Here is a 19432-nt window from a genome sequence, read left to right as displayed (position 1 = left end):
CAACAAACACGATTGCTGCCCGGGCTATGCGAGCCATTTCACATACCGGGTCCGGCAATCGCGCAATGGGTTTCGCCGAAGAGAACGGTCGCGTTTAGCTTCCGTTAGTTTTTGCGCAGGTGCTCAATTGTCGTCGCGCGAAGCCGGTGATAACGTTACGTTACATAGGGGTCTCAGGGCCGCTGGCTGGGGGTTGGTGTGATTGATCTCGCACTCTGGCTGAATCCTCTGAACGGTGAGAATCCGTCGGGAGAGGACTTGCGCAACGACCCGGCCTTTCATGAGCTGGAGCGCCTGGCCGAGCCTCAGCTCAAAGTTGTCCATGACGGTAACAGCAAGCCCACCTCGCAACCCAGTCCTGTCGACTGGGCGGCGGTGCTCGAAAAGGCCGAAGAGTTGCGCGCCCGCGGCCGGGACCTGCGCCTGCAGGTTATCGTCACGCGGGCCTTGGCCAACGAGGAAGGGCTGGCCGGCCTCGCCCGGGGCCTGACGCTGATTGCGCGAACCTTCGAGCAGTATTGGGACACCATGCACCCGTCGCTGCGGACGGGCGCGCCGCGCGATGCTGCCTTGCGGCGCATCAACGCGCTGCTCGATCTGCAGAACGGCCAGGAAGGCTTGCTGGCGAACCTCAGGCAGATGGCCTTCTTCTCCCCGCGCGCGATCGGACCGATCAGCGGCCGGGACCTCGAACAGGCTGCGCTCGACGAACGCGTCATGCTCCAGGAAGCGGCCTCTGGCCTTGGGGCCGCCGAAAAGGCGGCGCTGACGAGCGCCCACAATCAGCTGTTGAACCGCGTTCGCACCGGATGCGCGGCGCAAATCGATCAAGCAGCGGATGTGATGACCTCGCTGCTCGCCGACGCGCGGGCCGCGATCGCTGCCCTCGACGCGGTGGACGCCGCGCTCAACGCCCGCATCGACGGCCATGGCGCCACTGTCCCGGAATTGAAGAAGTTCCTGCAGCGTTTGCTGACGACGCTGGAGCGGAATTCCGGTGCCGGCGCCACGGCGAATGGTGCCGCGAAGGCCGCTCCGCAGGCTGCGGCGGAACCAGCAATGCCCGCCCGCAACGGTCATGGAGCCGAGACGATGGCAAGTGTGGCAAGCGCCGTGGAAGCGAGCACCGGTCTGCCGGACCGCATCAACTCGCGCGACGAGGTCGTCAAATGCCTCGACCTCGTGGTCGCCTTCTACGACCGCACCGAACCGTCCAGCCCCATTCCGCATCTCGCGCGGCGCGTGCGCCGGATGGTGCACATGGATTTCGTGGAACTGATGGAAGATCTCGCCCCGTCGGGGCTGAAGGAGTTCCGGCTGCTTGCCGGCGTTCCCGATCCCAAGAAGCCGGCCCAGAAGGATGAAAGGTAGAAAAGCATGCCAGCAGAGAGCAAAGCGAAGGTCATCGAAAGAAACCGCGCGCCGCGCGTGCAGATCGCCTACGACGTCGAAACCTACGGCAGCCCGACGACGATCGAACTGCCGTTCGTCATGGCCGTGATGGCCGACCTTGCGGGCGCTTCGCAGACCAAGGAAGCGTCGAAGTCGGTGCTTGACCGCAACTTCGTCGAAACCGACGCCAACCGCTTCCCGAAATTCATGGAGGCGATGGGGCCGCGCGTGAAGGCACGGGTGAAGAACACCCTGCCGCAGGCCGAGGGCCAGGAGCGTGAGGAAGAGCTCATGGTCGATCTCACCTTCTCCAAGATGGGCGACTTCGCGCCGGACAAGATCGCCGAGCAGGTTCCGCAACTGGCCGAGATCCTGAAGATGCGCCGTCAGCTCGAGGAGCTGCTCGGCTTCATGGACGGCCGCGTCGACGCGGAAAAGCGCATCGCACAGCTTTTGAACAACGAGCCGCTGCTGAGCAAGATCGCCAGCCAGGCGATGGATGACGGCAAGGGCGAGGAGTAAGTCATGGCCGAACAGCAAAAGACCGCAGCCGCCACCGCCGAGGCGGAAGCCATAGATCTCGGCGAATTCAGCGGACTCCTTGAAAAGGATTTCAAGGTCAAGAAGGACGACAGCGAGAAGCTGCAGCAACTGGTGCGCAACCTGGCTTTGGCCGCACAGTCGCGCTCCGAGAGCACAACCATCTCGTCCAACGCGATCAAGTCGATCAAGTCGCTGATCGCCGGCATCGACAAGATGCTGACGACGCAGGTCAACGAGATCCTGCATGCGCCGGAAGTGCGCGAGATGGAAGGCACGTGGCGCGGCCTCTGGTACCTGATCAACAACACCGAGACAGATACCAAGCTGAAGATCCGGGTGATGAACATCTCCAAGGAGCAGCTGGCCGACACGCTCGAAGACTATGAAGGCCAGATGTGGGACCAGAGCCCGATCTTCAAGAAGGTCTACACGGACGAGTATTCGATGCTGGGCGGCGAGCCGATCGGCTGCATCATCGGCGCCTATGAATTCTCCAACCACCCGCGCGACGTCGGCCTGCTGCGCAACATTTCCGGCGTCTGCGCCTCGGCGCACACGCCGTTCATCGCCGCCGCCTCGCCGCGGCTGTTCCGCATGGACAGCTGGCAGGAACTGCCCAACCCGCAGGACCTGCAGATGATCGTCAACAACCCGGCCTATGCCTCGTGGCAGTCGCTGCGCGAGAGCGAGGACGCCCGCTATATCGGGCTCACGATGCCGCGCGTGCTGGCACGCCTGCCCTACGGCTCGGAGACCGTTCCGGTGAAGGGCTTCACCTTCGAAGAAGAAGTGGGTGGCGACCACAACAAATATGTCTGGATGAATGCCGCCTTCCCGATGGGCGTCAATATCAACCGCAGCCACAAGCTCTATGGCTGGGGCACCCAGATCCGCGGCGTCGAGAATGGCGGCACGGTGCTGAACCTGCCGGTGCACGCCTTCCCTACCGACGACGGCTCGATCGCGATGAAATGCCCGACCGAAGTCGCCATCGACGACCGGCGCGAGGCGGAACTGGCGAAACTCGGCCTGATGCCGATCCTGCACCGCAAGAATACCGACCTCGCGGCCTTCATCGGCGCGCATTCGCTGCAGGACGACGAGACGCGCGCCGGGCGCCTGGTCGATCCGGACGCGCAGGCGAACGAGAGGCTCTCCGCCAACCTGCCCTATCTGTTCCCGGTCTCGCGCTTCGCGCACTACCTCAAGGCGATTGCGCGCGACAAGATCGGCTCGTTCAAGGAACGCACCGACATGGAGATCTGGTTGACCGAATGGATCAACCGGTATGTGCTGGCCAATCCAGCCTTTGCCGATGACAAGGCGCGCGCCAAGCGCCCGCTCGCTGCGGCCGAGGTCCAGGTCGACAGCGTCGAGGGCCGGCCCGGTTACTACAATGCCCGTTTCTACCTGCGTCCGCACTACCAGCTGGAAGGCATCAACGCCTCGCTCCGGCTGGTATCGGAACTGCCGTCGGTGAAGGGCTGAAATCGTTAAGCAAAGTCATCTTGTTTGTAGCGGTGGAGAAAGACAATGCCAGAGAGAACCGATGCGCCTTCGACGAAGATCGACGGCTTCCTGAAAGTCCCGGACATCAAAGGCCCGAGCAAGCGCGACGGCCATGAAGACGAAATCGAGATCCATGGCGTCGACTATAAGATGATCGCGCCCTACGACCCGAATTCGCTCTCGCGGCGCGGCCGCGTGTCGATGGGTATGATCAAATTCATCAAGCACTACGACAAGTCGTCGCCCTATCTGAAGAAGGCACTGTTCGAGAACAAGGCGCTCGATGAGGTGGTGTTCTCGGCACGCCGCACCATCGACGGCGAGACCAGCGACTATCTGGTGGTGACGCTCACCGACGCCTCGATCATGGAATACGACATGCGGCAGGCGCACGACGAGCCAGACCTGATCGAGGAAGAGGTCAGCTTCGCCTACAAGAAGATCAAGTTCGTCTACGACAAGGACGACGAGATCGAAATGGACGTCTATGTCGGCAAGTGAGGCCAAGCGGCCGGCCGCGAAGGCGCAGCTCGCCGGCAGCTCTCGGGCAAAGCGCGAGGCGGTCCAGCCCTCCCTCTGGGACCGCCTTGTCAACGATTTGCCCGGGCTGACGTCGGAGATCGATGGGCTGCGCCGCCTGCTGGATGAAGAACTCGGCGCCGAGCGCGTCGAGGCTCTTCTTGCCGGCAGCGCCCGCGCCATCGATGCCGATGCGGAATTGACGCCCGAGCAGAAACGGCGACTGCACAGGCTGGTCTTCCAGACCGAGCACCGCACCGAGATCGAAAGCCGCGGCGTGGTGGTGTCGGCGCGCGTGCTCAGGGAAGCGGTCCGGCGCGATATCGAGGCCCTGTTCAACACAGAGCGTTTCGAGTCCGTCCCGATGCTTTCCGACGCCGAGCATGAACAGCCCTTGGACGAATTGCCGCCGCTTGCCGATTTTCCGGAGGTGCGGCGCAGCGTCGTCAATTACGGCGTGCCGTCCTTTTCGGGCCGTTCGTCGCGGGATTTCGACCGCGATACTTTAGCGCGCGAAATCCGTGCGGTGCTCGCCACTTTTGAGCCGCGCCTCAAGGAAAGCGCCACGACCGTCAACGTCACGCTTGGCGACAAGACCGTCGGTCTCAAGATCGAGATCGACGCCGTGCTGATCATGACGCCGACGCCGGAACGCATGCGGCTGCGCACCACGATCAATCTCGACAACGGCCTGGCGCGAACCGAATTCCGGGAGACCTGAGATGGATCGGGTCTTCGTGGAGTATTACGAAGAGGAACTGACCCATATCCGCGCGCTAGCCGCGGAATTCGCCGACATGCATCCGGCGGTGGCCCGCAACCTTTCCCTCGATACCGTCCCCTGCCCCGATCCCTATGTCGAACGGCTGCTCGACGGCGTGGCCTTTCTTGCCGCGCGCACGCGGCTGAAGGTCGACGCCGAGCGCTCGCGCTTCTCGCGCGCCGTGCTCGACGTGCTCTATCCCGACCTTGTGACGCCGGCGCCGGCGACGGCGATGGCCGTGCTGAAACCTGGACAGCAGGTGCAATCGATGATCGCCGGCCATGCGGTGGCGCGCGGCACGCGGTTAGTTTCCGGCCTGCATCCTGGGCTCTCGACGCGTTCGACCTTCACCACCGCGCAAGAGGTGACGCTGTGGCCGATCGCGATCAATTCGGTCAGCTATTTCCAGGACCGCAGCGCGCTCGCCGCCGCCGGCATCGCGCCGGTCGGCGGCGTGCGCGGCGAAGCGGCATTCCGCATCGCGCTTACCCGGACCGGAAAGGGCAAGCTCAGCGAATTGTCGCTCGACCGCCTCGATCTCTATTTCGCCGGACGCGCCAAGGCGCCGCTCATCTTCGATGCGATCTTCGGCGCCTGTTCGGCCGTCGGCGCGCGGGCGGAAGGCAAGACCAATCCGCTCACCGCGCTGCCCGAGCCAGAAATGGTCGGGATCCACGACGATGAAGCGCTGATGCCGCGCACGCGGCCGACCTTTGAGGGATACCGGCTGCTGCGCGAATATTTCATGATCCCCGAACGCTTCCACTATGTGCGCGTTGCCGGCCTGCAGCCGGTGGTGCGCAAGTGCGATGGGGGAATAGAGATCATCTTCCTATTCCGGCGTCCGGTGCCGGAACTCGCCGATGTGACGGTGGCCGATTTCGAGCTGTTCGCGACGCCGATCATCAATCTCTTCGAACGCGAGTGCAACGTCATCGAGATCGACTCGCGCCGGACGCGTCAGGTGCTGCACGCCGACCGCACCCGGGCGCGCGATTTCGAGATCTTCCGGGTCACTCGGGTGGAAGACGCCGATGCCGAAGGCAGCGAGGCGACCATCCCCGAACTGTTCAGCCTGGGACAGAACCGCGGCAGCGGCTGGGTCTATTCGGCCGAGCGGCGCCCGCGGCGGGCCACGGAGGATGAACGGCGCGACGGCCTGACCCGCACCTCCTACACCGGCGACGATGTCTTTATCGCAGTCTCGCGTCCGGCCGGCAGCCAGCCGAACCGGCCGCTCAAGCGGCTCGACGTGATGGCGCTCTGCACCAACCGCGACCTGCCGATCCTGGACGATACGCCGTCGCTGACGCTGGAGACCGCCGACCCGGTGGAAGCGGTACGCCTGCTCGGCGCGCTGCGACCGCCGCAGCCGGCGATCCCGGCGGCGCTGCCGGCCGGCGCCGAAGGCGAATCCCGCGCCGACAATCTCGCCTGGCGGCTGGTGGCGCAGCTCTCGCTCAATTTCCTGAGCCTCGCCAAAGAAGGCCGCGGCGTCGATCCGCTGCATGCCTTGCTCGACCTCTATGCCGATCGTGGTGATCCGAGCCTTGCCCGCAACGTGCATTCGATCACCCGGATCGATTCGCGGCCGGTGATCGAGCGGCTCAAGATCGACGGGCCGATGTGTTTCGGACGCGGCACCGAGGTGACCCTGCATGTCGATCAGTCGGTTCTGGCGGGCCAGAGCACGCTGCTGCTTTCGGCCCTGCTGGCGCGGCTGTTTGCCCGCCATGCCGGGATAAACGGTTTCGTGCGGACGCGTACGCGGCTGCTGCAGAAGCAGGAGGATGTGCCATGGCCGATGACGCCCGGCAATCGCTACCTGATCTAGCGCAGCCCGCCCCAGCCGAGGCCGAGGCGCTGTCGGAGAGCTTCGACTTCTTCGAGCTGTTGCGCCGCCTGGAGCAGCGGCGCGGACTGTTCGGGCATTCCGGAACCGCGGACCGTGAGCCGGCAAGGCTCGGCCAACATGTGCGCCTGAGCTTCTCGGCCAGGGACGTGATCAAATTCCAGGACGCCAGGGACAACGCTCCGGCGCGGGTGACGATCGCCAATCTCGGCCTGCTCGGGCCGGAAGGGCCGATGCCGCTGCATCTGACGCGCTGGGTGCTCGACCGGCTGTCGCAGCGCTGGTTCAGCGGCGCCGACGCCGAGCAGACCAGCGACACGACCTTCGTCGACTTCGTCAACATCCTGCAGCATCGCATGATCGCGCTCTACTACCGCGCATGGGCCGATGCTCATCCGGCGGTGCAGGTCGAACGTTCGGTCGGTGGGCGCGTCCGCGCCATGCTGGAAGCGATGGCCGGCATCGGCCTTCCCGGCATGCAGGACCCCGAGCTCGACACGGTGCGGCTGCGCCAGGCCGGATCGCTGGCCAACCAGGTCGAGGGGGCCGAACGGCTGACGCTGTTTCTCGCCACCGCCTTCAAGGTGCCGGTTGAGATCAAGGAATTCGTCGCCGCCTGGATCACGATTCCCACAGCGCTGCAGAGCCGCGTCGGCAAGGCCTATGCGTCGCTCGGCGGCGGGGCAACGATCGGACCGCGCGTCTTCAGCCGGCAGAGCCGGATCGAATTGCGGGTCGGCCCGCTAAGCCTCGACGACTTCAAATCGTTCCTGCCTGGAGAACGGCGCCTTGCCCTGTTCAAGAAGGCAGTGCGCGACATGATCGGCGAAGCGCTCGATGTCGATCTGCGCATCGTGCTCGCGCGCGGCGCCGTGCCTTCGCCGAAGATGGGAACCATCCAGCTCGGCCGTACCTCCTGGCTTGCGCGCCCTGCCGAAAAGGGCGACGCCGACGATCTCAGGCTGCGCACCATCGTCGGCTGGCGGCCGGACATGGCGGAGGCAGCCTGATGAGCCTGCTGCTGACCCTGGAACAAGGCCCGCGCTCGCAAGTGGTCAGGCAGGCCCGGCTGGACGAGGGCGAGCTGGTGATCGGCCGCAGCGCCGATGCCGGCTGGCAGATCGACGATCCGGACATGTTCGTCTCACGCGCGCACTGCAAGATCAGCGGCGGCCGCGACGGCTATTACGTCACCGATACGTCGAGTAGCGGACTGTTCATCGACGATTCCGACAGCCCGCTCGGCACCGGCAGGTCGACGCGCCTGCAAAGCGGCATGCGGCTGCGCATGGGCGACTATGTGCTCCATGTCGAGGTGCAGCCCAGCGCCGGCCACACCTCGATCAGCCAGGCGCCGATCGCCAACGCCGAGCCGGCATGGTCGCCGCGATCGCGGACGCCGGCCAGCATCGGCGGCGACGACTTTTTCTCGGCCAAGGTCGAGGAAGAGCCGCTGCGGCCGCGCCCGGCCGGGCTGCCCGATCCGTTCGAGCAGCCTGTGCCCGGAGCTTACGATCGCAGTTCCAATCAGCGCAGCTCACCGGCGTTCGACGATCCGTTCAGCCTCGATCCGGTGGCGACGCCGGCCTCGAACGACGAGCCCGCCGTCGGCAGGTCGGATCCGTTCGGCTTCGGCGACATGCCGTTGCGCAGCGATATGCCCGAACCCGCGGCGAAACCGTCCGGCTTCGACGATTTCGGCTTCGGGCCAGCCGCGACGCCCGCTTCCGGCAACAGTGCCGATCCAGCTCGCCGCGTCGAAAAGGCCGCCGAGAAGCCGCAGGCCGCCCGCCCATGGGAGATGCCGGTGCGGGCCGAACCCGCTGCGCCGCCGCGTCCCGCTCCCAAACCGTCACGTTCGATGCAACCGGCGCCCAGCGACATGGCGTTGCGCGCGGCGTTCCTGCGCGGCATGGGCGTCGAGGAGGCCGATTTCCCCGGGCGCGATCCGATCGCCGAAATGGAGAAATTCGGGCGCGAGTACCGGCTGATGCTCGATGGGCTGATGCAGCTCTTGCGCAAGCGCGCCGAGGAGAAGGGCAGCGCGCGCGTCGCCCAGACCATGGTCGGCGCCTCCGAGGTCAACCCGCTCAAATTCCTGCCGACGGTCGAGGATGTCATCGTCACCATCATCGCGGAACGCAGTCCCGGCTTTTTGTCCGGCGAGGCGGCGATCGGCGACGCGGTGAAGGACCTCGCGCAGCATCACGTGCGCGCCTGGCGCGGCGTACAGGCGGCGCTGCGGCGCATGATCGACCGCTTCGATCCGGCCGCGATCGAGGAAGAGCTCAAGTCCAATTCGGCGATCGGCAATCTGCTTGCCGGCGGGCGCAATGCCAAGCTGTGGGAGCTTTACCAGAAACGCCATCGCGACATCGCCCAGAGCGCGGAATCGAGCTTCCTGGGCGAGATCGGCGCAGATTTCAGGGACGCATACGAAGAGGAGTAGGGACATGATCGACAGACGTGAATTCATCGTCGCCATCGGCGCGACGGGGCTGCTTGCGGCTTGCCAGAGCGGCCCGCCGAAACCATCGGTCATCTCGGTCAACGTGACCGGTGGCGCCGGCATGAATCCGGGACCGGGCGGCGGCGACAGGCCGGTGACCGTGCTGGTGATGCGGCTTGCCAGCACAGGCAAGTTCAACTCGGCCGATTATTTCGCGCTGCAGGGCGATGCCGGCTCGGCGCTCGGCGCCGACCTCATCGGATCGGACGCAATCTCGGTCGCTCCGGGCAAGACGGCAGCCAAGACCATCACGGTCGAACCGAACGCGACGGCGCTCGGCTTCGTCGCGCTGATCCGCGAGCCCGGCGGACGCAACTGGCGCACGACCAAGTCGGTATCGCCGGGGTCGAAATTCACCATCAACGTCAGCCTCGGCAAGGGCGGCATTTCCGCCTAGCAGACTGACGACGAGGCAGTGCAGAGAGCAGTGGCATGAGCGACGCAAACAGGGTGCTGTGGTCCGAGGGACTCTTCTTGAGGACCCAGCATTTCCAGCAGCAGGACCGGTTCTTCGAGGGGATGGTGCGCGGCGCCTTGCAGGCCGGCCAGCTCCATACGCTCGGCTTCCAGCAGCTGACGCTCGACCAGTCGCTGCTCGATGCCGGCCAGGTGTCGATCGTGTCCGCCCGGGGCATCTTCCCGGACGGCACGCCCTTCTCCATCCCGGAGCTGATGGACGCGCCGAAGCCGCTGCCGGTCACCGCCGACACCGGCGCCGGGCCGGTGCTGGTGGCGCTGCCGCTCGAGCCGCCCGGCGGCGTCGGCTTCGATCCGGCGCATTCCGCGTCGACGGGCGCGCGCTACCACGGCAAGATCGTTGCGGTGCGCGATGCCGTGCAGGGCGGCGCCGATCCGGAAGAGATCGAGATCGCGCGGCCGCAAGCGGTGCTGCTGGCGCCCGGCAAATCGGTTGGCGGCTATACGGCGCTGCCGGTCGCCGACATCAAAGGCGTGCGCGCCGACGGCGGCGTCTCGCTCGACCAGGCCTTCCTGCCGCCGACGCTGATCACCGGCGCCGTCCACTGGTACCGGCAATTGCTGCAGGAGGTCGTCACCGGCCTCGACCAGATCGCCGAGGCGCATGGCAAGATGGTGATGGGCGGCGCCGGCCGCAGCGTCGAGGACCTTTTGATGCTGCATCTCGCCAATGCCGCGCGGCCGCGCCTTGCGCATATGCTGGCGCAGGATGTCTTCCATCCGGCCGAGCTCTATCTCGAGCTTGCCGGCCTCGCCGGCGAAATGGCCACCTACGGCTCGAGCTCGCGGCGGCTCGGCGAATTGCCGGCCTACGACCACATGGCGCCGGGTCCCGCCTATATGGCGCTGGCCGACGCCTTGCGTTCGCTCATCCTCAGCCTGCGCTACATCGAGCCGAAGTCGCGCGCGCTGCCGGTCATGCGGCACGCGACCAATGTGTGGAAGGTGCGCATCGACAATCCGAAACTGCTGGTCGCCAGCCGCATCGTCATCCGCGTCGGCTCCGAGCTTTCGGAAGACGCGCTGCGCAAGATCTTTGTCAACCAGGCGACGGTCGGCTCCGCCGACCAGTTCGAAGGATTGTGGAAGTCGCGCCTGCCGGGCATTCCGCTGAAACCGCTGCATTCGCAGCCGCGCGAGATCCCGTATGACGGCGACCGGCTGTGCCTGGAGCTCGACCAGAAGAGCGAGCATTGGGCTTCGCTGCTCGACGCGCCCGGCTTCGTCATCGGCGTTTCCGGTGTGCTGCCGAGCGAGCCGCAGGTCGACTGCTATTCGGTGAACAGGTGAGGCCATGAGCCGGGATGATCCTTTCGGACTGTCGGAGGATCGCGAGCGAACCCGCATCCGCCTAACCGGAGCCGCGCCCCGGCCGATGGCGCCGCTAGCACCGGGCGCGCCGGTCAAACGGGCGCGTGCCCATCCCAACACGCTGATCAACATCTTCGCGCCGCTGCTCGAATTCGCGCCGGAACTCGAAAGCGCGCTGGCGCCGGAGAACCCGGAATTCATGCGCACGCGCCTGCTCGACGAGTTGGTGCGGGCCCGAGACGCGGCGGTGGCAGCGGGCTCATCGCTGGAGCGCGCCGACCAGGCCGCATGGGCGGTGGCGGCGCTGCTCGACGATCTGGCGCTCAACACGCCGTGGGGCGGCGCCAGCGCCTGGCCGCGCCAGCCGCTGGTCGTCATGCTGCGCGGCGATGTCGACGCCGGCACCCAGTTCTTCACCCGCCTCGACGAGCTGGAGCGGCATCCCAACCGCGACCGCGAAATGCTGGAGCTGCAATATTACTGCCTGGCGCTCGGCTTCCGCGGCAAATACCGCGTGCCCGGCCGCGCCGGCGACCGTTCGCTCAACGCCGTGCGCGTGGCGGCGGCGCGCTTCCTGCGCAATGCGGACGCCGAAGACGCGCCGCTGTCGCCGAACTGGAAAGGCGTGATCGCCTCCGACGAGCCGCAGCGCTTCATCGTGCCGATCTGGGTGATGGCGCTTGCCGCGATCGTCGTCGCCGCGGCAGCCTATATCGGCCTGTCGATGGGCCTGAGCAGCCAGGCGGTCGAGCTTTCCGCGCTGGTGCGCACGCTGCCGCCGGCCTCGCGCGGCGACATCACCCGCGCGGCGCCCAAGCAGGATGCACCCGCGGCCGAGCCGCAACCGGTCGATTTCGCGCTGCTGCCGGAATTCAAGGCCGAAGCGCCGGACAACCTCAAGGGGGCGCTGAGTGGCACCGAGAGCGTCTCGCTGGCCAAGCTGGTCATCCAGTCCTCCAATCCCGAGCTGTTCCAGTCCTCCCGGCCGACGCTGACGGAAGGATACGAACCGCTGATCGCAGCGATCGCCAAGGTGATCCTGGACAATAAGGAGCTGATCGGAAAAATCACTGTCGTCGGCCACACCGACAATGTGCGCCTGCAAAAGTCCAACCCGCTGGCCAGCAACCAGCGTCTGTCGGAAGCGCGCGCCGAAACCATAGCCAAGCTTCTGGTGCAAGCCGGCGTGCCGCAGGAGAGCATCTCTTCCGAGGGGCGCGCCGAAACCGATCCGGTGGCCGACAACTCGACGCGCGAGGGCCGCGCGCTCAACCGGCGCGTCGAGGTTCTGGTCGAGAAGAGGCTCTGAGATGTTCATCCTGCGCTTCCTCTGGGCCGTCATCACCTCGCGTTTTCTCTGGACGCTGATCGGCATCGCGCTGCTTTCGCTGCTGATCTGGGTGTTCGGCCCGATCGTGCAGGTCGGCCCTTACGCGCCGTTCGAATCCGACAATGTGCGCATCGCCATCATCGCCGGGCTGATCATCCTGTGGTTGATCTGGCTGATCATCGCGCAGCGCCGCGCGATCCGCGCCAACCGCATGTTCGTCGCCGAGATCGCGGCGCCGGTCGCCGAAAAGCAGCTCACGCCCGGCGAGGAAAGCGTTGCGGCCGTCGGCGCCAAATTCGGCGAGGTGATGGCGGAACTGAAGCGCCGTAAGCTCGGCGGCAGAAAATTCCTGCGCGAGATGCCCTGGTATGTGATCGTCGGTCCGCCGGCCACCGGCAAGACCACGGCGCTGCGCCAGTCCGGCCTCAATTTCCCGATCGACCTCACGGACGACCTGCAAGGCGTCGGCGGCACGCGCAATTGCGACTGGTTCTTCTCCGAGAACGCGGTGTTGATCGACACGGCGGGCCGCTACGTTCAGCAGGAAAGCCAGCCGGATGTCGACGCGGCGGAGTGGCTGGGCTTCCTCGACCTCCTGAAGAAGCATCGGGGCCGCCGCGCGCTCAACGGGGTGATCGTCGCGCTGTCGATCGACACGCTGTCGGAGGGCGACGACGCGATCAAGGCGCATGGCAGAAAGATCCGCCGCCGGCTGGCGGAGCTGAACGACCGGCTGGAGATCCGCCTTCCCGTCTATCTGATGCTGACCAAGGCCGATCTGATCAAAGGGTTCGAAGCGTTCTTCGGCGGCTTGTCGACCACGGCGCGCGAGCAAGTGTGGGGAACCACTTTCCCGCTCGATGCCCGCGTCAATGCCGGCATGATCCAGACGGAACTCGCCAGGCTTGCCGCCGAACTGGAGCGGCGGCTGGTGCCGCGGCTGGAGGACGAGGACAAGCTTGGCCAGCGGGCCGAGATCTTCCGCTTCCCGGCGCAGCTTGCCAGCCTGTCCGAGCCGATCCAGGTGCTGGTCGAGGCGATGTTCGGCGAGAGCCGCTACGAGGAAGCCGCCTGGCTGCGCGGCCTCTATCTGACCTCGGCGACGCAGGAAGGCGCGCCGATCGACCGGCTGACTGCCGCCCTTTCCTCATCCTTCGGGCTGCCGCCGCGTCGCGCCATGCCGGCGGCGCGCGTCGAGAAACGCAGCTTCTTCCTCAGGAACCTTCTGACCGAGGTGATCTTCAAGGAAGCCGGCCTCGGCACATTCGATCCGCTGGCGCAGCGCCGCCGCGCCTGGATCTGGCGCGGAGCCGCCGCCGCCTGTGCGCTCGCCGCCCTGCTCGCCGGCGGACTGTTCACCTGGTCCTATCTCGACAACCGCAATGCGATCGCCGAACAGGCCGGTCAATTCGAGGCGCTGCAGGCGCCGCTCACGGACGTCGCCGCGATGCCGGCCGCGGTTGAGCAGCCGACCATGGACGGCGCGCTGGCGGCGATGGACGCGGTGGCCACGGCCCGCACGGCACCGCCGGATGCCGTCCACAATCTGCTCGGCCCGACCGCCTCGGCCGAGCTGGTACGCGCGCAGGCCGATACCTACGACCATGCGCTGCGCAACGTGCTGGAGCCGCATATGGTCGCGTTGCTGGAAGCCACGATGTGGCGGCAGATCCGCGATCCGGATTTCATGCTCGGCGCGCTGAAGACCTACCGGATGATGACCGGCCTATCGCAGATGGACACCGATTTCGTGCAGAACTGGTGGGTGAACAGCCTGCCGCAATTCGCGCCGGCCGCGCCCTTCCCGACAGCGGACGCCGAAGAGCACCAGCTTGCCGCGATCCGCCGCATGGCCGTTGACGACAGCTACATCGCGCCGGACAAGGAGCTGGTCGCCGAGGCGCTGAAGACGGTGTGCACGATCTCGCTGCCGGAGCGCGCCTACAAGCAGTTGCTTGCCGACCCCGAAGTGGCGGCGGTCAAGGAATGGGTGCCGGCCAATTTCGCCGGACCGAACGGCGCCAAGGTGTTCGCGCGCCGCTCCGACAAGACGCTGCGCGTCGGCGTGCCGGGCCCCTACACCTATGCCGGCTTCCACGACGCGATCCTCGACCGGGTCGAGGATGTCGCCGGACAGGCGGCGCTCGACCGCGCGGTGTTTGCCGGCGGCTGCTCGGAGAATTCGGAGACGTCGGTCTCGGCGCTGTCCGAAGACATTCTGAAGCTCTATTACGACGACTATATCGCGCAGTGGGACAGTTTTCTGCGTGACATGCGGCTGGCGCCGCTGACCGACCTCAACGTCGCCAGCGAGAACCTCAAGGATCTTTCCAGCGCCGACTCCGCGCTGAAGCGCCTGCTCACCGCGGTGGTGCAGGAGACCGACCTGACCCGTTCCGACGAGGCGCCGGCCGACGACAAGAGCGGCGCCGCCAAGACCGGTTCGAAGCTGCTCAGCAAGCTCGGCAAATTGGGCAAGGTGGTGAAAACGGGAGCGAAATTGCTGCCCCGCGCGGGCTCGGCCGATCAGGTCGATATGACCGGCAGCCTGGTGGCCGAGCATTTCAAGCCGCTCAAGGGCACGATCGCCCAGGTCGACGGCCAGCCGCCTGCGCTCGACGCCGCCGTCGTGGCGCTGACGGCGCTGTCCAACGTGCTGCAGACGGTGACCGCCAACCCCGATCCGCAAGATGCCATCAAGAAACAGGGCGGGCTGGCCGAACTGACGGGCGCGGTCGCAAGGCAGGCGCAGATCCTTCCTTCGCCGATCAACGACTGGCTGGGCGGAATTGCCGGCGACACCAGCGGCCTGTCGCAGAAGGCCGTCACCAATGAGCTCAACGCCATTTGGCGCGCCGACATCCTGCCCTTCTGCCAGGCGGCGCTCAACAACCGCTATCCGTTCAGCCCCGACAGCGCGGTCGACGTCAATGTGCGCGACTTCCAGCGCCTGTTCGGCCCGACCGGGCTGATCGACGCCTTCACCAATGACCATCTGATCAACTATGTCGACACCGCCAGCGAGCCATGGAAATGGCGCGCCGATTTCGGCCTCGACCCGGCGGCGCTGGCGGCGTTCGAGCAGGCGCGCCACATTCGCGACGATCTGTTCCCCGGCGGCACCGGACCGGTGATGAATTTCACGCTGGAACCCAAGGATCTGTCGCCCAACGTGGCGCGGGTGACGCTCAACCTCGATGGCCAGAACCTCGTCTATTACAACAACGCAACCAGGCCGCAGCCGATGACGTGGCCGGGCAAGGACGGCACCGGCGTGATCTCGCTCGCCTTCCAGCCGGTCGACGGCTCGCCCGAGGTGATGCTCAACGAAACCGGCAGCTGGGCATGGCTGAGGATGCTGCGGGGCGGCCGCTTCAACGCGACCAAGCTCACCGACGTCTACAGCCTGCGGCTCGGCACCAAAGGGATGTGGGCCGATTTCGAGCTCAAGGCGGCCAGCGTCGAGAACCCCTACACGCTCGAAATGTTCAAGAAATTCACATGTCCGCCGCAGATCTGATCCTGCCCGGCTTCTACGGCAAGATGCCCGCCGCCGGCGATTTCGTGACGCGCCGGCTGCCGGGCGATTTCGTGCGCGTGTGGGACCGCTGGCTGGCACAGCACATCGTGCCGCTGTTCGGGCTCGAAGCCTGGCCGCAGAACACGGCGCTGCGTTTTCTGGCCGGCCCGGGTTCCTTCGGTGCCTCGGCGGGCATCGTGCTGCAGAGCGCCGACCGGGTCGGCCGGCGGTTCCCGCTCAGCGTCGTCGCCCGGATTTCGGAGGCGCCGCTGAAGCTGGCTTATGCGGATAGGTGGTTTGACGGCATCGAGAATGCCGCCCTCGCCGCGCAACGGGGCGAGCTGACGCCCGACGAACTCGACGCGGCGCTTGCGGACCTGCCCATTCCGCCCGTCGAGGGTGAGGGCGATGTCATCGACGGCCTCGTGGCATGGACGGCGCATACGGATATTTTCGACGTCGATCCGCAGGCGCCGCAGCCGGTGCTGGAGCAGATTTTCGCGGCTAGTTGGGAGACCAGCTGATGCAGATCTGGAACCAGATGGGCTATCCGCACCAGTTCACCATGGGCATGGACAAGGCCGGCCATGAGTGGCTGGTCGTGGTGGTGAAGGGCACTTTCGATTTTCCGACGACGCCCGGCGGGCTGGTGCGGAAATCGGCAGAACAGGTGCCGCTGGTGATGGCCGACACGCACACCGGCGCGCCGGGCTATTCGGCGACGCTGTGGGAGACGGATTTCGCCTTCCGCAAGGCGCGCTGCGATGTCATCGCCAATGGCTGTGCCTATGCGCCGGGAGGCCGCCCGGCCGAGCGCGTGCCGGTCGGCATAAAAGTCGGCAACTGGTCGAAGCTCTTCGAGGTCGTCGGCCACCGCGAATGGCGCTCCATCGGGCCAGTGTTCAGCGCGACAGCACCGCAGCCCTTTTTGAAACTGCCGATCTCTTACGATGTCGCCTGGGGCGGCATCGATCGCCTGGATCCGGAGGACGAACTGCCCGCCAGCTACAAATACAACCCGGTCGGCACCGGCTGGTCGCGAACGAAGAACCAGCGTCTCATCCCAGGCCTGCGGCTACCGAACACGCAAGCTGTCAACGAGGAAATCCGCTCGCCCTTCGGCGACTACAAGCCGATGAGCTTTGGGCCGATGGGCCGCGGCTGGCCTGGCCGCATCGAATATGGCGGCACCTATGACGACAACTGGACGAAGAACATTTTTCCGTTCCTGCCGCCGGACTTCGACGAACGCTATTTCCAGATGGCGCCTGAGGACCAGCAGATCGATCACCCGCATGGCGGCGAGGAGATTGCGCTTGTGAACCTCACGCCCGATGGGCGTGTTAGCTTTCGGCTGCCGTCGACTGCATTGCCCATCACCTTGTTCAAGGGGAACCAAAAGGCCTACGAAGGTGATATTTTTCCCGACACCGTCCTCCTTGACCCCGAAAGGCGTCGCTTCTCGCTGGTCTGGCGCGTCTCACAGCGAATCCAGCGGACTATCCTCGATTTCTCCGAGTGCTGGGTCGGTCCGCCCACGCCGGCAATGCTGAAGGCGCGCGCGACAGGCCGCACCTATATCCGCGCCAACGGCACGGCGCCGGAGGAGGAGGAAGCATGACCTCCCCGGTCGAGATCGTTTCGGTTGGTATGGTGACGGCCGTTGGCCTTGACGCGCCCTCAGCCTGCGCAGCGATGCGCGCTCGGCTCGATGGCTTCCAGGAAACCCGTTTCGTGGGCTCACCCGCGGGCTGGCTTACGGGTGCGCCGGTGCCGCTGCCACGCAACTGGATCGGCGAAAAACGAATGGCCCACCTAGCAGCAGGGGCGATATCGGAAGCGTTCGGAAATCATCCGCAAGCTCGAGGGCAGACGGCGCTCATCCTCTGCCTACCGGAGGAGGATCGCCCCGGCCGCCCGGTCCGGGACAATCTCGCCTTGCTCCGCCGGATCAGCGAAATCGTCGAGATCGAACCTCATCTGCGTTCTCGCATCGTGGCTTATGGACGTCCTTCCGGGCACGTAGCGTTCGATCAAGCGCGCAGACTGCTTGCATCTGGCGAAGCTCCCTATGTCATGATTGCAGGCGTCGACAGCTATCTGACCGGATCAACAATTTCCCACTACCTCAGCAAGCGCCGCTTGCTTACGGCGGATAATTCCAACGGCTTCATTCCAGGCGAAGCCGCTGCGGCCATTCTCTGCTCGAGACCGCAGGGTAACGGTTTCCGGCTGTTCGGCCTCGGTCTTTCGCGCGAGGAGGCTTCTATTTACAACGACCAAGATCTGCCGTTGCGCGCCGATGGCATGACGGCTGCCTACGATGCGGCGTTCCACGAAACCGGGATTGATATGAACCGGCTCGGCTATCGCATCGCCGACCTGATCGGCGAGCAATACTGGTTCAAGCAGACCGCGCTGGCCTCGATCCGCCTGCTGCGGGGGCGCCATGAGTTCCAGGACCTATGGTCGCCCGCGGAGTCTCTGGGCAACATCGGTGCCGCAGCCGTTCCGCTTATGGTAGGCATGGCGTGGACCGCAGCCGGCAAAGGATATGCCGCCGGCAATCCGGTCCTCATCGAGGCGTCTTCCGACGCAGGTGCGTGCGGCGCCGCGGTGTTCGCTTACGGGAGAAGGGCATGACCGTCTACGCCAATAGTCTTGAGATTGCCTGCAAAGCGCAGGCTAACCAGGTCATCGCGGCCTTTCCTTACGTCTGCTTCACCCCGCCACAAACTCCGGCAACACCGCCCGGCGTCCCGGTACCCTATCCAACGTTTGGAATGGACAGCGACACGGACAACGGAACAGGCACAGTCAAGATCGGCGGAAAGACTGTCACGCAGAAAAACAAATCTTACTACACCAGATGTAGCGGCAACGAGGCGGGCTGCGCGCCAAAGAAAAACATCATCACCTCGGTCAATACGGGCAAGGAATACGCCCATGCCTGGTCCGGCGACGTCAAGATGGATGGCGAGCCGATCAGCCGTTTCACCGACATTTCATCGAACGATCACGCCTCCCCTACCGCGGGCGGACCTCCAATGCCGAAGGTCGCTACGGCCACGCCGGCAACCTTCAAATGCTCGGATCTCGAGATAAAGCCGTACAAGGAGCTGGAATGCCCGGAAGGCTATGAAAAGGAGCATACCGTTGAGGTCCAGTTCTTCACGGCCGAAGGTGTGCGCGACCTGACTCTGGACTGCTGCAAGGACTACGACGACAAAGAAGCGCCATGCATTTGCATGAAGGCGAAATGGATGGCGGGCGAAGCGGCAAAAGCCAAGGCTGCGGGCGCGCCCGGCAAAAAGGTGGTCGGCAAGAAGCGCAAAACCCCGCACAATAAAAAGTCTGCGGATGCCCGCAACTGGCTGAGCAACAATTCTGCCGGCAAGCTGGGCGATTTTACTGACGAATGCGTGAACAGCACGGTGAAAAACCTTGACGACCCCAAGATTCCGCCTGCCGTGCACGCCGCTGCCACAGAATGCCTCAAGACTGCGAACATGGAATACTTGAAGAAGAGCATGAACAAGTCCGAGAAACAGGTGAAGGACAAGAAAGCCTGCCACGGGACTTGCCCTAAGGCGAAGGATCAGGCTCGTCTTGTTCAAGTCGCCAAAAAGCGCCTCAGGAAGGCGGCGGGTGGGGAATCCGTCGTTGTGACAGCCGCGGATGTGGCCCCCTCGAAAGTTTCCTGCTAG

General features: G+C 65.3%; 16 protein-coding genes. All 16 read left to right on the top strand.

Annotated elements, in window-relative coordinates:
• The first annotated feature begins 198 nt into the window (after nt 1–198).
• From tssA to FJ423_RS19710, 16 genes are read left to right on the top strand one after another with little or no spacing between them, the layout of a single operon-like run.
• Entirely contained in the window at nt 199–1371 is a 1173-nt protein-coding gene (gene tssA, locus FJ423_RS19785; RefSeq protein WP_140844130.1) for a type VI secretion system protein TssA, read from the top strand.
• A 6-nt stretch (nt 1372–1377) separates the two neighbouring features.
• Nucleotides 1378–1914: a type VI secretion system contractile sheath small subunit gene (gene tssB / locus FJ423_RS19780; RefSeq protein WP_095765809.1), complete on the top strand. Its 537-nt coding sequence runs from the start codon at nt 1378–1380 to the stop codon at nt 1912–1914.
• 3 nt (nt 1915–1917) lie between these two features.
• Nucleotides 1918–3423, top strand: coding sequence for a type VI secretion system contractile sheath large subunit (gene tssC / locus FJ423_RS19775; protein ID WP_140844128.1), 1506 nt, complete (start codon nt 1918–1920; stop codon nt 3421–3423).
• Nucleotides 3424–3468: 45 nt separating this feature from the next.
• Nucleotides 3469–3945: an Hcp family type VI secretion system effector gene (locus tag FJ423_RS19770; protein ID WP_095765810.1), complete on the top strand. Its 477-nt coding sequence runs from the start codon at nt 3469–3471 to the stop codon at nt 3943–3945.
• Complete coding sequence (gene tssE, locus FJ423_RS19765) at nt 3932–4684, top strand: type VI secretion system baseplate subunit TssE (RefSeq protein WP_140844126.1); 753 nt, start codon at nt 3932–3934, stop codon at nt 4682–4684. Before FJ423_RS19770 ends, tssE begins: the two co-directional genes overlap by 14 nt.
• Nucleotide 4685: 1 nt before the next feature.
• Nucleotides 4686–6560: a type VI secretion system baseplate subunit TssF gene (gene tssF, locus FJ423_RS19760; RefSeq protein ID WP_140844124.1), complete on the top strand. Its 1875-nt coding sequence runs from the start codon at nt 4686–4688 to the stop codon at nt 6558–6560.
• Nucleotides 6524–7588 carry a type VI secretion system baseplate subunit TssG gene (gene tssG / locus FJ423_RS19755; RefSeq protein ID WP_140844122.1) on the top strand — a complete coding sequence of 355 codons (1065 nt, stop codon included), beginning with the start codon at nt 6524–6526 and terminating at the stop codon, nt 7586–7588. The genes tssF and tssG overlap by 37 nt, the downstream gene beginning before the upstream one ends.
• Complete coding sequence (tagH, locus tag FJ423_RS19750) at nt 7588–9027, top strand: type VI secretion system-associated FHA domain protein TagH (RefSeq protein ID WP_140844120.1); 1440 nt, start codon at nt 7588–7590, stop codon at nt 9025–9027. The genes tssG and tagH overlap by 1 nt, the downstream gene beginning before the upstream one ends.
• A gap of 4 nt (nt 9028–9031) precedes the next feature.
• Entirely contained in the window at nt 9032–9484 is a 453-nt protein-coding gene (tssJ, locus tag FJ423_RS19745; RefSeq protein ID WP_095765815.1) for a type VI secretion system lipoprotein TssJ, read from the top strand.
• A gap of 35 nt (nt 9485–9519) precedes the next feature.
• Nucleotides 9520–10854, top strand: a complete 1335-nt coding sequence (gene tssK, locus FJ423_RS19740; RefSeq protein WP_140844118.1) for a type VI secretion system baseplate subunit TssK — start codon at nt 9520–9522, stop codon at nt 10852–10854.
• Between the two features lie 4 nt (nt 10855–10858).
• A complete protein-coding gene (gene tssL, locus FJ423_RS19735) occupies nt 10859–12184 on the top strand; it encodes a type VI secretion system protein TssL, long form (RefSeq protein WP_140844116.1) in 1326 nt (441 codons plus the stop codon).
• A 1-nt stretch (nt 12185) separates the two neighbouring features.
• A complete protein-coding gene (tssM, locus tag FJ423_RS19730; protein WP_140844114.1) occupies nt 12186–15725 on the top strand; it encodes a type VI secretion system membrane subunit TssM in 3540 nt (1179 codons plus the stop codon).
• Nucleotides 15707–16249, top strand: a complete 543-nt coding sequence (gene tagF / locus FJ423_RS19725; protein ID WP_181174845.1) for a type VI secretion system-associated protein TagF — start codon at nt 15707–15709, stop codon at nt 16247–16249. Before tssM ends, tagF begins: the two co-directional genes overlap by 19 nt.
• Nucleotides 16249–17346, top strand: a complete 1098-nt coding sequence (locus FJ423_RS19720; RefSeq protein ID WP_140844112.1) for a DUF2169 domain-containing protein — start codon at nt 16249–16251, stop codon at nt 17344–17346. Before tagF ends, FJ423_RS19720 begins: the two co-directional genes overlap by 1 nt.
• Nucleotides 17343–18368, top strand: a complete 1026-nt coding sequence (locus FJ423_RS19715) for a beta-ketoacyl synthase N-terminal-like domain-containing protein (protein ID WP_140844110.1) — start codon at nt 17343–17345, stop codon at nt 18366–18368. The genes FJ423_RS19720 and FJ423_RS19715 overlap by 4 nt, the downstream gene beginning before the upstream one ends.
• Nucleotides 18365–19432: a PAAR-like domain-containing protein gene (locus FJ423_RS19710; RefSeq protein WP_140844108.1), complete on the top strand. Its 1068-nt coding sequence runs from the start codon at nt 18365–18367 to the stop codon at nt 19430–19432. Before FJ423_RS19715 ends, FJ423_RS19710 begins: the two co-directional genes overlap by 4 nt.

This window comes from Mesorhizobium sp. B2-8-9 (assembly GCF_006439475.1).
Classification (GTDB): Bacteria; Pseudomonadota; Alphaproteobacteria; order Rhizobiales; family Rhizobiaceae; genus Mesorhizobium.
Note: the sequence above shows the minus strand (reverse complement) of the source record. Positions and strands in the feature narration are given on the sequence as shown.

Bases quoted from the DNA above. Each gene is read 5' to 3' on its own strand.
- tagH (WP_140844120.1), top strand. From the start codon at position 7,588: ATGAGCCTGCTGCTGACCCTGGAACAAGGCCCGCGCTCGCAAGTGGTC.
- tssJ (WP_095765815.1), top strand. From the start codon at position 9,032: ATGATCGACAGACGTGAATTCATCGTCGCCATCGGCGCGACGGGGCTG.
- tssE (WP_140844126.1), top strand. From the start codon at position 3,932: ATGTCGGCAAGTGAGGCCAAGCGGCCGGCCGCGAAGGCGCAGCTCGCC.
- tssK (WP_140844118.1), top strand. From the start codon at position 9,520: ATGAGCGACGCAAACAGGGTGCTGTGGTCCGAGGGACTCTTCTTGAGG.
- tssB (WP_095765809.1), top strand. From the start codon at position 1,378: ATGCCAGCAGAGAGCAAAGCGAAGGTCATCGAAAGAAACCGCGCGCCG.
- FJ423_RS19710 (WP_140844108.1), top strand. From the start codon at position 18,365: ATGACCGTCTACGCCAATAGTCTTGAGATTGCCTGCAAAGCGCAGGCT.
- tssL (WP_140844116.1), top strand. From the start codon at position 10,859: ATGAGCCGGGATGATCCTTTCGGACTGTCGGAGGATCGCGAGCGAACC.
- FJ423_RS19770 (WP_095765810.1), top strand. From the start codon at position 3,469: ATGCCAGAGAGAACCGATGCGCCTTCGACGAAGATCGACGGCTTCCTG.
- tssG (WP_140844122.1), top strand. From the start codon at position 6,524: ATGGCCGATGACGCCCGGCAATCGCTACCTGATCTAGCGCAGCCCGCC.
- FJ423_RS19715 (WP_140844110.1), top strand. From the start codon at position 17,343: ATGACCTCCCCGGTCGAGATCGTTTCGGTTGGTATGGTGACGGCCGTT.
- FJ423_RS19720 (WP_140844112.1), top strand. From the start codon at position 16,249: ATGCAGATCTGGAACCAGATGGGCTATCCGCACCAGTTCACCATGGGC.
- tssF (WP_140844124.1), top strand. From the start codon at position 4,686: ATGGATCGGGTCTTCGTGGAGTATTACGAAGAGGAACTGACCCATATC.
- tssC (WP_140844128.1), top strand. From the start codon at position 1,918: ATGGCCGAACAGCAAAAGACCGCAGCCGCCACCGCCGAGGCGGAAGCC.
- tssM (WP_140844114.1), top strand. From the start codon at position 12,186: ATGTTCATCCTGCGCTTCCTCTGGGCCGTCATCACCTCGCGTTTTCTC.
- tagF (WP_181174845.1), top strand. From the start codon at position 15,707: ATGTCCGCCGCAGATCTGATCCTGCCCGGCTTCTACGGCAAGATGCCC.